The sequence below is a fragment of the Uliginosibacterium gangwonense DSM 18521 genome (genome assembly GCF_000373965.1).
Taxonomy (GTDB): Bacteria; Pseudomonadota; Gammaproteobacteria; order Burkholderiales; family Rhodocyclaceae; genus Uliginosibacterium; species Uliginosibacterium gangwonense.
On record NZ_KB892863.1, the window covers coordinates 23,146 to 36,370 of the forward strand.

The 13,225-nt window shown below is 55.9% G+C and carries 11 protein-coding genes; 5 read left to right on the plus strand and 6 right to left on the minus strand.

Translation table 11 applies throughout. The features are described from left to right. Positions 1–10 precede the first annotated feature (10 nt). From gspF to B145_RS0116395, 4 genes are read right to left on the minus strand one after another with little or no spacing between them, the layout of a single operon-like run. Complete coding sequence (gspF, locus tag B145_RS0116380) at positions 11–1,210, minus strand: type II secretion system inner membrane protein GspF (protein WP_018608760.1); 1,200 nt, start codon at positions 1,208–1,210, stop codon at positions 11–13. Between the two features lie 16 nt (positions 1,211–1,226). Further along, positions 1,227–2,687 (minus strand): type II secretion system ATPase GspE, encoded by a 1,461-nt coding sequence (gene gspE / locus B145_RS0116385; protein WP_018608761.1) that lies wholly within the window; start codon positions 2,685–2,687, stop codon positions 1,227–1,229. Further along, on the minus strand, positions 2,684–4,822 hold the full coding sequence (gene gspD, locus B145_RS0116390; RefSeq protein ID WP_157288467.1) for a type II secretion system secretin GspD: 2,139 nt from the start codon (positions 4,820–4,822) through the stop codon (positions 2,684–2,686). Before gspD ends, gspE begins: the two co-directional genes overlap by 4 nt. A 5-nt stretch (positions 4,823–4,827) precedes the next feature. Then, on the minus strand, positions 4,828–5,460 hold the full coding sequence (locus tag B145_RS0116395; RefSeq protein WP_018608763.1) for a type II secretion system protein N: 633 nt from the start codon (positions 5,458–5,460) through the stop codon (positions 4,828–4,830). Between the two features lie 198 nt (positions 5,461–5,658). Between B145_RS0116395 and B145_RS0116400 the strand changes: the two genes are divergently transcribed. The 3 genes from B145_RS0116400 to B145_RS0116410 all read left to right on the plus strand — a co-directional run bounded on the left by B145_RS0116400 (position 5,659) and on the right by B145_RS0116410 (position 7,987). Further along, complete coding sequence (locus B145_RS0116400) at positions 5,659–6,303, plus strand: retropepsin-like aspartic protease family protein (protein ID WP_033407472.1); 645 nt, start codon at positions 5,659–5,661, stop codon at positions 6,301–6,303. A gap of 13 nt (positions 6,304–6,316) precedes the next feature. Further along, positions 6,317–6,919, plus strand: a complete 603-nt coding sequence (locus B145_RS26005) for a CoA pyrophosphatase (RefSeq protein WP_018608765.1) — start codon at positions 6,317–6,319, stop codon at positions 6,917–6,919. 138 nt (positions 6,920–7,057) lie between these two features. Continuing rightward, complete coding sequence (locus B145_RS0116410; RefSeq protein WP_018608766.1) at positions 7,058–7,987, plus strand: CobD/CbiB family protein; 930 nt, start codon at positions 7,058–7,060, stop codon at positions 7,985–7,987. Between the two features lie 4 nt (positions 7,988–7,991). Here B145_RS0116410 and miaA read toward each other — a convergent pair whose 3' ends face one another. Beyond that, positions 7,992–8,945: a tRNA (adenosine(37)-N6)-dimethylallyltransferase MiaA gene (gene miaA, locus B145_RS0116415; RefSeq protein WP_026259211.1), complete on the minus strand. Its 954-nt coding sequence runs from the start codon at positions 8,943–8,945 to the stop codon at positions 7,992–7,994. A 227-nt stretch (positions 8,946–9,172) separates the two neighbouring features. Here miaA and B145_RS0116420 point away from each other — a divergent pair, with 227 nt between their 5' ends. Beyond that, on the plus strand, positions 9,173–10,465 hold the full coding sequence (locus tag B145_RS0116420; protein ID WP_018608768.1) for a sensor histidine kinase: 1,293 nt from the start codon (positions 9,173–9,175) through the stop codon (positions 10,463–10,465). A gap of 8 nt (positions 10,466–10,473) precedes the next feature. Then, positions 10,474–11,496 (plus strand): response regulator, encoded by a 1,023-nt coding sequence (locus B145_RS0116425; RefSeq protein ID WP_157288468.1) that lies wholly within the window; start codon positions 10,474–10,476, stop codon positions 11,494–11,496. A 91-nt stretch (positions 11,497–11,587) separates the two neighbouring features. Here the strand turns inward: B145_RS0116425 and cqsA are convergent, their stop codons facing one another. Next, the gene (cqsA, locus tag B145_RS0116430) at positions 11,588–12,865 is read right to left on the minus strand and encodes an alpha-hydroxyketone-type quorum-sensing autoinducer synthase (RefSeq protein ID WP_018608770.1); all 1,278 of its coding nucleotides are present in this window, start codon (positions 12,863–12,865) and stop codon (positions 11,588–11,590) included. Between the last annotated feature and the right edge of the window lie 360 nt (positions 12,866–13,225).

A 13,225-nucleotide genomic window follows, 5' to 3' on the forward strand; every position in this document is an offset into this window, starting at 1 on the left:
AGTCCTTTTCTCATTTCACCAGGGTGTTCATGTTGATGATGGGTTGCATGACGGCCAGCACGATCAGCAAGACCGTTCCACCCATGAAGAGTAACAGAAGGGGCTCCAGTACCGTAGTCAAGGTGGCGGTTCGGGTTTCGACCTCATTTTGCTGCAATTGTGCGCAACGTGAGAGCATGGTCGAAAGCTCCCCGGTAGCTTCCCCGCTTGCCGCCATGTGGGCCAGTAATGGCGGGAAGGCGTGGGTCTGGCGTAAAGCGGTGGACAGCGACGTGCCTTCGCGCACGCGATCAGCCGCTTGGGCAACGGCCTGGCGTATGGGGAGCCGGGTGATGACTTGACGCCCGGCATCCAGTGCCCCCAGCAGGGGGATGCCACTGGACACCAGAATCGCCAGGGTGCTGGCAAAGCGTGAGGTGTCCAGCGCCCGCAGATGCTTGCCCAGGAGTGGTTGAGCCAGGAGGTAGGCATCCCACCGGTAGCGGATGCTCTCGTCACGCAGGGCGTAGCGGAATGCAATGATACCCAGCGCCAGCATCAATGCCATCAACCAGCCGTAGCTCCGCAGAATGGCGCTGGCGAAAACCAGGGCACGGGTCAGTAAAGGAAGCGTCTGCTTGCTATGCTGGAACACTTCAATGACCTGTGGGACAACGTAGGTCATCAAGCCGATGACCACGAGCAGCGCGACGACGGCTACGATTATCGGATAAAGCAGGGCTTGGAGGGTTTTGCGACGCAGCGTATCCTGGCGTTCGAGGTATTCCGCAAGCTGGCTCATCACCATGGCCAGTTGCCCGGATTTCTCCCCAGCGGCGACAGAGGCCCGGTAGATGGGGGGAAAGGCATAGCCAAAGCGATCCAGTGCAGAACGCAATGAGTGCCCCGCCAGGATGTCGCTGCGGACGGCGGCAAGCACGGCCCGGATATTGGGGCTGTCCGCCTGCTCGACCAATGCCCCAAGCGTTTGCTCCACGGTGAGCCCGGAACTCAGCAGCGCAGAGAATTGCCGGGTCAGCAGGCATAGCTCAGCGGAGCGCAGGCGCACCCGGCCTGTGCGTTTTTCATCTCGCTCGACTGCTTCGATACTGGTGGGAAACAAGCCGCGCTCGCGTAATTGGACGCGGGCCTGACGAGCGTTTTCGGATTCAACGGTGCCTGATGTTTGCAGTCCGTTTGCATCCAGTGCGCGGTAACTGAAAGCTGCCATGGTAAGGTCTGCCCGGTCAGTCGCGCGTTACGCGCAGAAGCTCTTCAAACGACGTCTTTCCGCTTGCCAGATAACGCAGGCCATCTTCACGCAGCAAACGCAGTCCTTTCTCACAGCTACGCTCTCGCAATGCCGCTTCCGGGGCTGCGTTGTGGATCAGTTGGGCAAGTTCGGCATCTACTGAAAACAGCTCGTAGATACCGCTACGGCCACGGTAACCCGTGCGCATGCATTCAGAGCAGCCATCTGCCGTCCATAATGAATCAGGCAGGGGCTTACCAAAGAGGGCGCGGTCTGCATCGCTGCTGGCATGTTGGGTGCGACAGCTTGGGCACAGACAGCGTACTAGGCGCTGCGCCAATACGCCGCGCAGGGTGGATGCTAGCAGGAATGGCTCCACGCCCATGTCCGTCAGGCGGGTGACGGCAGAGCAGGCGTCATTTGTGTGCAGGGTGGCCAGTACAAGGTGGCCGGTCAGACTGGCCTGCACGGCAATCTGAGCGGTTTCCAGATCGCGGATTTCACCAATCATGATGACATCCGGATCTTGCCGCAAAATGGAGCGCAGTGCTCGTGCAAAACTCAGATCGATCCGTGCGTTGACCTGGATCTGTCCGACTCCGGCCATTTCATATTCGATAGGGTCTTCTACGGTGACGATATTCCGCGTGGGGCTGAGCATCTCGCGCAATGCCGCATACAGCGTGGTGGTCTTGCCTGAACCCGTTGGCCCGGTCACCAGCACAATACCATGGGGTTGGGTGAGCAATGCCTGGAAAGCTACCTGTGTATCACTAGGCATGCCGATTGCATCAAGGCCAAGTTGGGAGCCTGATTTATCCAGCAGCCGCAGCACGATGCGTTCGCCGTGGGCCGTGGGGACCGTGGAGACGCGCACATCAACGGTGCGCCCGGCCAGACGCAAGGAGATGCGGCCATCTTGCGGCAGACGCTTTTCGGCAATATCCAGACTCGCCATGATCTTGATGCGCGAGGCAATGGCCGCGTGCAGGGCACGGTGCGGACGGGCGATATCCATCAAGGTGCCATCCCGCCGGAAGCGTACCAGGCAGTAGCGTTCATACGGCTCGATGTGGATGTCGGAAGCCTGTTCGCGCACGGCCTGTTGCAGCAGGGCGTTGATCATGCGGATGATGGGGGCATCATCCTGGGTTTCCAGCAGGTCTTCCACAACGGGCATATCCTGCATCAATTGCGAGACGTCGACATCCTGGCCGATGTCTTCTACAACCGATGCCGCATCCTGGTCCCCCTGGCCGTAAGCATCTGCCAGATGCGCATCGAAAGTCGCACGCGCCATGCGCTGGATGCGGATCGGCAAACCCAGATGACGGCGTACTTCAGCCAGGGAAGCCGCGTGGGTATCCTCCCGAACCAGCAATTCAACCGCTTCGCCGGTTTCCGTAACAATCAGCACGCCATGGCTGCGTGCAAAGGCATAGGGCAGCTTGCTCATTGTAGCGTTGCAGCAGGCGTGTCGCCTTGGTCTTCAGGCGTTGGCAGGGTGGGCAAAGGGGCCTCGTTGCGCATCAACGCCTTGGGGCTGTCCGCATTTTTTTCCACGCCGATGATTTGGTCATAGCGCGAGCGCGACAGTTCCGCAGTGTCTTCTGCGCTGCGCAGCACACGGGGGCGCAGGAAGATCATGAGGTTGGTTTTGCTGCGGCTGCGCGTGTCATAGCGGAACAGGGCGCCAATGAAGGGCAGATCGCCCAGCAGAGGCACCTTTTCAACCGACCCGCTGTAACTATCCTGCATCAAGCCACCCAGGGCAATGATGCTGCCATTGTCGACCACGACCGTGGATTCGATGGAACGCTTGGTGGTGGAGGCTCCGCTGGTAGAGGTGGTGGTGCTATCGATAACGGCGGATACCTCCTGATATACCTGCATGCGGATGGAGCCACCTTCGGTGATCTGGGGTTTGATCTTGAGGGTCAGGCCCACATCCTTGCGTTCATAGGTCTGGAACGGCGTGCTGGACGTGGTCGAGGTCGTGGTGTAGGAGCCGGTGATGAAAGGCACGTTCTTGCCCACTACGATTTTCGCCTCTTCGTTATCCACGGTCAGAATACTTGGTGTGGACAGGATGTTGGCATTCGCATCAGACTCCAGCAGGCGCGCCAACAAGTTGAGGTTCATGATCTCTGTGCCATTGATCTTCACAGGGCCTGAGCCAATGATGAAGTTCATCCCCTTGGCAACCGTGCCAGAACCTGTTGCGAGTGAGGAAGCGAGGCCGATGATGTTGTTGCCGGTAGAGGCCGAGCCAAAATTCGTGCCGCCGTATACTGTGGTGCTTCCGTTCGTAGGCAGCGCGCTTTGCCATTGGATGCCGTACTCAGCCGCTCGGTCAGAGGTGATCTCCGCGATCAGCGCTTCTACATAGACCTGGGCCTGACGACGATCCAGCTCGTCGATGACCGCACGGATGTTGTTGTAGATGGCATCTGTGCCGGTGATGACCAAGGCATTGTTCGCCACGTCAGCAAAAATATTACCACTGCCTACCACATTCGAATTGTTGCCCGATTGCGAGAAATTGCCTCCGCTCGTGGACATGCTCGATGAGCTGGTATTGGTACTGTTCGATGAATTGTTTGATGTACTGGAGCTAGAGCTATTATTGTTGCCGCTCAGGCTCGTACTGGAAGAAGATGACGAGTTGCCGCCTGAATCGCCGGAGAGTACAGCGCGCAGCGTTTGTGCAACCTTGACTGCATTGGCGTTCTTCAGGAATATCACCCGGATATTGCTGGTGGCGCCAGCCTGATCCAGTTGGGAGGCCATGCTGCGCACGGCTTGCATGCGTGAGCGATTCTCTGCGCGCACCAGCAGAGAGTTGCTACGTGCGTCCGCTAGGATGCTGACCTTCATCGAAGGCTCGGTCGATGTGCCACCCCCTGCAGCGGTCTCGGAATAGAGCTTATTGAGCATGGCCGCCAGATCGACAGCCGAAGCATGCAACACCGGGATGACAAGTGAGTCGCTGGGCGGGACGTCGATGGATTCGATGATCTTGCTGATGCGCCCGAGGTTTTCCGCGTAATCGGTAATGATCAGGGAGTTGTTGCCCGGATACACGCTCACCGTGTTGTTCGGGGTGACCAAGGGGCGGATGACCTGGAGTAACTGTGAGGCTGACTCATGACGAATCTGGAAAACCTCCGTCACGATTTTGTCGCCCGTCGTCTGGGTGCGGGCTTTGCCCACCGGCACCGAGTGCATTTTGGCATCGGCTTCGGGCAGGATCGTGACAATGCCATTTGCTTCAATGGCCGCGTAACCTTGCAGGCGCAGGGCCGAGAGCAGGATGGAGTAGGTCAGGCTGCGGGGCACCGGGCTATTGGTGACGATATTCAAGGTGCCTTTGACGCGTGGGTCCACCACAAAATTCTTGCCACTGATCTTGCCTATGGCTTTGACGACCGCGTCGATATCCACGCTATTGAAATTGAGTGATACGAGATTGCCGTTTTCCTGGTTTGCAGGGGGCGGCGATGCCGGTGGCGTTTGCGCTTGTCCTGTGACGCACAGGCCTGACAGGAGCATGAATAGCAGGCAACTGATTGAAGATCTGGTAATAAGCATCGTTTTTAGTCGTTAGCAGGTTGCTCTGATGATTTGGCTTCAGTGTGGATGCCCGCCAAGCCCTTTACCGGCGGCGGGGTGGGTGAAGGCATGACCACAGGAGGTGCGGCAGGTTGTTGAATTCCAGGAGGAGGCATTTGCGTCATCATGGTCGTTGGTGCAGGAGGCACCGCTTCGTTTTGATTGCCGCTCAGGGCAAGCGTTTCCTTGACCCCGTCACGCAGGATCTCTACACCTTGGGGTAGAACTTTGCTCAAGCGAATGCCAGATGCAAGTTCCTCTCCCTCTATGACAGGACGGCTGGCCTGACCTTGTTCCTGGACGACCGCGAAGCCTGGGCCGTGGATGCTTCCTGTCAGGATGCCGATGATGCGGAGCCCTGGGGCGACAACGGCGGCTTCCCCTTGCGGTTTATTGGCCTGGGTTCCCAAACCAAACAGGTGGCGTGAGGAGACTTCGTTGGCCGCATTGATGGGGTCTGCCATGGGGGCAAAGATCGCCCCGGACATGGGGGGCGCATTCAGGCGCCAGAACCACCCAGCGGCCAGCCACCCGCAGACGGCCATGACGCAAAGCCAAGCTAGCGCAGGGGCGAGCGCAGTCTGGAGTCGAACGATATAGGTGCGCAACAGCGACATTAGTGCCGAAACCGGAAATTCATGAATTTGCAGATTCTAACAAGCTTGCGTAACAAATTGTCGCAAACCTTGGTTCTGTGGTCTCAAGTCGGTATGGTTGTTTGACTTTCATCGGGGCTTGTATTGTGAGATGGCGGTTGATGGCACAATACTATCCTGTTATGACCGTTTATGACTTGAACCGGAGCGTGGCTAAGCATGGGTCGTCTTTCTTTTTGTGTAAAGCCTTTGCTTTGCGCGCTGTTTTGCCTAGTAGGGCGTGCGTATGCCACAGAGGTCGCGCTGGTCGGGGTTTTTCCCGGTAAGGCTGTATTGGTGGTGGATGGAGGCGCTCCGCACACCATTGGAGTGGGGCAAACGCTAAGCGGGGTTAAGCTGGTGTCCGTTGATCGGGAAAGTGCCGTGGTGGATGTTGACGGCAGGCGAAGCAAGGTGATGGTGGGGGAGCGTCCGGTGGCGCTGGCCAGTGCAGAAGGGAAAAGCGTTTTGTTGCAGGCGGATGCGCGTGGGCATTTTTTGGCCAATGGCGCCATTAACGGTGCGGCGGTGCAATTCATGGTCGATACCGGGGCGACCAGCGTGGCCATGGGGCCGAGTGCTGCCACCCGCGCCGGTATTGTGTATACCCAGGGCACTCCGGGGGCGGCATCGACTGCCAATGGGGTGACGAGAACCTGGCAGGTGAAACTGGATACGGTGACAATTGGTGATATCACACTCAGGAATGTGGATGCCACTGTGATGTCGCAGGAAATGCCAGTCGTGTTGCTGGGGATGAGTTTCCTCAAGCGCATGGAGATGAAACAGGAAAACTCGACCATGTTGCTCAAGCAACGTTATTAGCGCCTCATACGGTATGTTCCCCCGTAATGCCAATGAGATGCGGCGGCTTTGTCAACATGCGGATGCGTTTTCCCGACACTGCCCGGCTCAGTCCGTACCCGATACGGTGATCGCATCTGCGGTGCTGATTCTCTTGCAGGCACATGAGGATGGCCTGCATGTGTTGCTGACTCGCCGTACAGAACATCTGCGTCATCATGCAGGGCAAATCAGTTTTCCGGGTGGGCGCAGGGAAGAGCAGGACGCTACCGCTGTGCGGACTGCCTTGAGAGAGGCGCAGGAGGAAGTGGGCGTTGTTCCAAGTGACGTTGAAGTCCTGGGGTGTCTTCCGGATTTTCTCGTTCCGAGTGGTTTTTTGATTACGCCGGTGTTGGGCTTGCTTCAGCGGCCGGCAAAGCTTGTACTAGATGATTTCGAGGTGGCGGAAGCCTTTGAGGTGCCCTTGGCGCATCTGATGCAACGCATTCGTTACCAGCAGCACCGCCTCCAGTGGCAGGGCTCGGTACGCCATGTCCATGCGGTGGCGTATCAGGGACGCTTCGTCTGGGGGGCTACAGCCGGTATCCTCGTGATGTTGGCCGATTTTCTGTCGTTTGCTTATCAGGCAAAGGTTTGAATACTTGTTGCATTTGTGCCAACTGTCACCATCTGCCCTGAAGATGGCATAGGTCTTGATGCCGAGTATGCTATCTTCGGAAGAACCGACCCTTTTAACATTATTTTTGAGTAGTCTGGCCACCGTGCCACTTTTGCGATGACCTTAGTATCCCTCATGTTGGCTCTGGTACTTGAGCAGTGGAAACCTTTCAAAGCGGCACGGTATCTGTACCCGCTTTTGGAGAGCCTGGGGCAGTATTTTGAAGACCGCTTCAATGATGGTCAGGCCAAGCACGGCGCTATTGCCTGGTGCCTGCTGGTTTTGCCACCGACTGTCTTGGTGGCGGTTGCCTACTTTCTGATCTATACCACGCACCCATTTCTGGCGCTGCTGTTCAATATGGTGGTGCTGTACTGCACGATGGGGTTCCGGCACTCCAGCCATTTCTTCACCCGTATCCACTCCAGCCTGAGAGCCCAGGATCTGCCTGAGGCCAGAAAGCTGCTGGGTGAGTGGCGGGGGCATCTGCATGAGTTGAGCAGCACTAACGAAGTGGTACGCCTGACCATTGAGGAAGGGATTGTTGGCTCCCATCGCCAGGTATTTGCCGTGATCGTCTGGTTCGTGCTCATGCCCGTGCCTGGGCCTTGCGGGGCGGTGTTCTATCGTATGTCCGAGTATTACGCCAGAACCTGGGGGAAGCGCAAAGACCCGGCGTTTGGGGAATTTGGCAGCTTTGCGGCCCAGGTTTTTGAGTTGATTGAGTGGTTACCTGCACGGATTACCGCGATCGGCTTCTCGTTCATGGGTGATTTTGAGGATGCTGCTCATTGCTGGCGCACCCAGGCCACTTTGTGGGTCAATCGCATTGAGGGGATTTTGCTGTCGGCAGGTGCCGGGGCGCTTGGTGTACGTCTTGGTCAGCCGATTCATCAAAATGGTGAAACCATTGATCGTCCCGAGTTGGGTACGGGCGACGAAGCGGAGGTTGATCATCTGCAGAGCTTTATTGGTCTTGTGCGCAGAACCCTGGTGCTGAATCTGCTGCTCGTGATCCTGCTTGGCTTTACCCGGGTGATCGGCTGAGGCTTTACTGCTGCTGCAAGGCCCAGTGTGAGACCTGTTCCAGTATCTGGGCCTGATGATCTGGTTGCAGGCAGTCAACGGTCTGCACCTCAGGCCATGTCTGTTTGAATTGTCGCATCCAGGTGATCTGGCGTTTGGCCAGTTGGCGGGTTGCGGCAATCCCCTTGAAGCGCATCTGTTCAAAATCGATTTCACCGTTGATGTATTCCCACATCTGGCGGTATCCCACACAGCGCATTGAGGCCATGTTTGGGGAGAGCGTGTATTGGGTGAGTAGCTTGCGTACTTCCTGTTCAAACCCGGCTGTGAGCATGGCGTCAAAACGCTGGGCGATCCGCTCGTGCAGCACAGCCCGATCGGAGGGTTCCAGGGCAATTCTCAGGAAGGGCAGAGGCGTCTCATCTAGCGGTGAGCGTTTGTTGTAATTTTCCGCCAGAGATTGCCCGCTCAGTCGCACGATTTCCAATGCCCGCTGGATGCGTTGCGCGTCGTTGGGATTCAGGCGGGCGGCTGCTTCGGGGTCGAGTTCTGCCAAGTCCGTGTGCAAGGCTGGCCAGCCTTTTTCGCGTGCTGCCTGCTCAATTTCTTCCCTCAATGCGCCGTCTGCCTGGGGGAGATCCGACAAGCCATCATGCAAGGCTTTGAAATACAACATGGTTCCACCCACCAATATCGGTGTGCGGCCACGGCGACAGATTTCGTTGATCAAGGTGAGGGCGTCACTGCGGAATTGGGCTGCGGAGTAGCTTTCCTCCGGGCTGACGATGTTGATCAGGTGCTGAGGGCAACTCGCCAACTCGGTAGCGGTGGGTTTTGCCGTACCAATGTCCATGTCGCGGTACACCAGTGCTGAATCCACACTGACAATTTCCACGGGAAATTGGGATGCCACGGCCAGAGCCGCAGCTGTTTTACCCGATGCGGTCGGCCCCATCAGAAAGACGGCGTGTTGTTTCATGCGTCAAAAGTCATTGGATATTTGTTGTTGAGTTTAACGGCTTTCATTCATTTTTGCTGAAGATAAGGCTTGTTTTGACGTGGTTTGTGGATGACAAAGCGGTAATCTCCGCTCTTTTATCCGCCAAATATGCGTCACAAGGCGTTACAATTGGAAAAAATTAGACTGCGAGACCTGAATGCGGGTCACCGCGCTATGGAAATGGAGGATTCGTGGGAGTCAGGAGCTTGGCAAGCTATGCGTACTCTATTTTGGTGCGCAATATCCATTACTTCGAGCCACGTTTTTTGCCTTTTGGTTTGGCGGCGGTTCTGGGGTTTCCCTGCTTTTATCTGGTATGGCACTACATATTTCCTCAGGCCTATGAGAGTCTCTCTTTACGCTTGATAGGTTCGGCGATATTTATCCCGATCATCTTTGCTAGGCGTTGGCCTGCTCGCCTGCAACGCTTCCTTCCCGCATATTGGTATCTGGCGATTCTGTATGCCCTGCCGTTTTTCTTCACATTCATGCTGTTGAAGAACGCAGGCTCCAGCACCTGGGTGCTGTCTGCCTTGTCGGCGGTTTTTCTGATGGTGCTCTTGCTGGATTGGTTGAATCTGTTCATCCAGTTCTTTCTGGGCGTGGGGCTGGCCTGGTTGGCCTACTGCATGACGACTACGGCACCAAGCATCGGCTTCCTGACGCTTGAACATGTGCCCATTTTTTTGTTCATTGTTGTCTTGGGGGCGCTGGCAAATTACAACTCCCAAGTGGTCAAGCACGAAAGAATGCGCGCCATGTTGATCGCTGCCAGTACGGTGGCGCATGAATTGAGGACGCCTTTGCTGGGAATCAAGGCTGGGGCTGCGGGTTTGAAGCGCCATCTGCCTGCATTGCTCGACGCCTATCGGCAAGCCAGCCAGGCCAAACTACAAGTGCCACCGATACGTGGTGCGTACTTGGATTCCATGGCTGGGGTGTTGGAGCGGATTGAATCCGAAGTGGATTGTTCAAATACCGCAATCGATATCTTATTGATGAACACCCGAACGTTTAACATCAATGAAATCGAGCTTTCCGCATGCTCGATCCGCTCCTGTGTCGAAGCCGCCTTGCGGCGCTATCCCTTTAGCTCGGAACGAGAGCGTGCGCAGGTGGCATGGGAGGGGGGGGATGAGTTTACGTTTTGGGGAAATGAGTTGCTGACCGTCCATGTTTTGTTCAATCTACTCAAGAACGCTGTCTATCATGTCGCTAAAGCAGGGAAAGGGCAGATTTGTATCCGCTTGAGCCGGGATCATGACCATGGGCATCTGATCTTTCGGGATACCGGGCCTGGAATTCCGCCACACGTACTGTCACACATATTTACTCGGTTCTACTCATGGTCTGGGGCGCATAATAACGGCTCCAGAGCAGGGATCGGGTTGGCGTATTGCCGAAGTGTGATGCAGGCTTTTGGCGGAACCATTACATGCAAATCGGTAGCTGGCGAGTACAGCGAGTTCGTTTTAACCTTTCCTGTGGTAAACGGCTGATGCGGAGTATGGAAATACCACCGTTTTACTATCCGACTACGGTTATGTTTGTTGACGATAGTCGGGATTTTCTGTCGAATTTGAGCTTGCAGCTTGATGCTGGTTTGGCTTTTAGCCTGTATGACTCTCCTAATCAGGCATTGGGGGCGTTGAATACTGTGTCCAATCAGCCTTCGCTGGCTGAGCGTTTCTTTTCCATTTCTCGCCGTGCTGATGGGGATGGGCACCATGTGCTCGACCTGAACCTGGATAATGTGCTCCGGGAGGTGCATAACGAGCACCGGTTCGAGCAGGTCTCGGTAGTGGTGGTCGACTTTGAAATGCCCGAGATCAACGGTCTGGAGTTCTGCAAAGGAATCAAGAATCCTGCCATCAAGAAAATCCTCCTGACTGGCAAAGCGGGTGAGAAGGTGGCGGTACAAGCGTTCAACCTGGGGTTGATAGACCGTTTCATTGTCAAACAGGATGAAGACGTCATCCCGATTCTGAACCGCGCCATCGTGGATCTGCAAAATGCCTATTTCAGCCGCCAAGGGCGCATGATTCTGGATGCGCTGCTGCTGGGGTCGCATACATTTTTACGTGATCAGGTCTTTGCCAAGGAATTTGAGCAAATCTGCAAGCGTCTGGGAATTGTGGAGTGTTATCTGACGGGTGCGCCAGAGGGCATCATGATGCTGGATGCCAACGCCAAGGCCACACTGATGATTGTGCAGACGGAAGATGGCATGTTCAAGCAGTTTGAGTCTGCCTATGAACTGGCGGCGCCGCGATTCGTGCTGACGGAATTGAAAAACAACAAGTCTGTGTCCTACCTGGGGGCAGGACGTGGGCAAGGTGGCGCTGATCAGGCCGTGGATTGGTCGCGCTGTCTTTATCCCGCCACCGAACTGCAAGGGGCAGAACCCTATTATTACGCGCTGGTTCCAGAACCTACGGGTTTTCCATTGGGGGGCGTGGTGTCTTACAACACCTTCCTGACTTGGAGTGACCAGCAGGGAATCAACGCGGCCAGCGGTGGAGCAAGATAGCGTAGAAAGAGCCCGGGTCTGGCGTGTTGGGTACGCAAGTCCATCGGGCTCTTTGGGTTTTCTACGATCTTGTCTGAAAACTCATCCGTACTTAGGCTGCAGCTGCATTCTGGAAGTAGGGAGTTGTTTCTTTGCGGGTGTTTTTGCGCCGCGTGGATGCCCAAGCCTGCATGCCCACTTCACCCCGGATCTCTTTGCAGACTGCGACAATGCGTTCCAACTCTTCATCCGTTAGCATGCTATTGATTGACATGCGGATCAGCGCACGATTTTTGGGTGTGGCAGGCGCACAGAAGATGGAGCCAAAAATGCCACGAGACTCCAGCGCGTCACGGAGCACAATGGTTTGTTGCTCAGTACCAGATTCCAGCGCAATGATTTGCGCCTGACTGTCATTCAGGTTGTAGCCCAAGGCATCTAGCTCGTGACGCAGATAGGCCGAACTGGCATGCAGCCGTTGCCGCCGCCATCCTTCGGTACGAATGACTTCCAGGGTGGTATGGATTGAGGTGACTTCATGCGGGAGCAGGGTTGAGCTGAAGATTGCCGGGTTCGATTCAAACTTAAAGTATTCTGCGAACCGCTCCGAGCAAGTCACAAATCCCGCCCGCCCGGCAAATGCCTTGGCCAAACTGGCTGTACGGAAGTGGACCTTGCTGCTCAGCCCCAATGAGGCTACCAATCCTTCGCCGTAGCGGCCATGTGTGCCAAGCGAATGGGATTCATCCACCACCAGTACGCAGCCGTGGCGGGTGCCGACGTCAACGAGTTCTTCAAGCGGGCAGAGGCTGCCATTGGTGCTGTAGACAGAGTCTACTAGGACAACCCCGGGGCCATTCTTGAGGATTTGGCGTTCCAGATGCTCCATGTCGTTGTGATGGAACATGATGCTCGTCGCACCCGCTGCACGGATGCCTTCCCACAGCGACATGTGGGCCTGCATGTCCACATACACGGGGATCGTGGCGTCAGCGATGGATTGCACAAGCCCGGTGTTGGCCAAAAAGCCGGATTGACAGAGTACGCCAGATTCTGCCCCCATGAAATTGGCTAGGCGTTTTTCCAGATTGAGCAGCGGGTTGTCTCCATGCAGAAAAATCCCGGACATGAGTAGTCCGCCGCCTTCAGCTAACATGCATTCTGATGTGCGTTGAAGAATCTGTGGATGACGCGCAATCGACAAATAGTCATTGCTGCTCAGGTGAATGGCGTCTTTGCCCGGATGACGTCCGCGCATGATGTGCCCGCCCCCCCAAGTCTTGGTGACGCGCTCACGATAATAGCCATCTACCCGAGTGGACAGGAAGGCGGGGTCGGGTGCGTGTGTAAAGGCGGGAAGGCGGTTCAGGTTAGCAACTGCTGAGTTCATGGTTTCTCCTAGATAAAAAGAATGAGAGGCGCAAAACTAAGGACTTATGACGAACGTCAGGATCGATCCATCACTGCACGCGGCGAATAACTGCAAGCAGGACGGAAATAATTTAACGTAGCGAAACAATCTTCGCTGTGCCAAAACATCCATTTTGCGTAGCACTTTTGATATCTATGGAAGGGCGTTGGGAGAAACCACAACTTGAGCGCTTGTTCCTGGCAAGTTGTCAGCCTTATCCTGCAAGATGGGGCATGGTGCAGGCATAACGTCTTGCTATGCCTGCACTTTCGCGCGGCAGACCGTGATCAGGCTTTATGGATGAAAAATTCTTATGCTGTCGCAATCCGGTAATGGGCG

Coding starts and splice junctions, on each gene's coding strand:
- gspF (WP_018608760.1), bottom strand. CDS start 1,210: ATGGCAGCTTTCAGTTACCGCGCACTGGATGCAAACGGACTGCAAACA.
- gspE (WP_018608761.1), bottom strand. CDS start 2,687: ATGAGCAAGCTGCCCTATGCCTTTGCACGCAGCCATGGCGTGCTGATT.
- gspD (WP_157288467.1), bottom strand. CDS start 4,822: ATGCTTATTACCAGATCTTCAATCAGTTGCCTGCTATTCATGCTCCTG.
- B145_RS0116395 (WP_018608763.1), bottom strand. CDS start 5,460: ATGTCGCTGTTGCGCACCTATATCGTTCGACTCCAGACTGCGCTCGCC.
- B145_RS0116400 (WP_033407472.1), top strand. CDS start 5,659: ATGGGTCGTCTTTCTTTTTGTGTAAAGCCTTTGCTTTGCGCGCTGTTT.
- B145_RS26005 (WP_018608765.1), top strand. CDS start 6,317: ATGTTCCCCCGTAATGCCAATGAGATGCGGCGGCTTTGTCAACATGCG.
- B145_RS0116410 (WP_018608766.1), top strand. CDS start 7,058: ATGACCTTAGTATCCCTCATGTTGGCTCTGGTACTTGAGCAGTGGAAA.
- miaA (WP_026259211.1), bottom strand. CDS start 8,945: ATGAAACAACACGCCGTCTTTCTGATGGGGCCGACCGCATCGGGTAAA.
- B145_RS0116425 (WP_157288468.1), top strand. CDS start 10,474: ATGGAAATACCACCGTTTTACTATCCGACTACGGTTATGTTTGTTGAC.
- cqsA (WP_018608770.1), bottom strand. CDS start 12,865: ATGAACTCAGCAGTTGCTAACCTGAACCGCCTTCCCGCCTTTACACAC.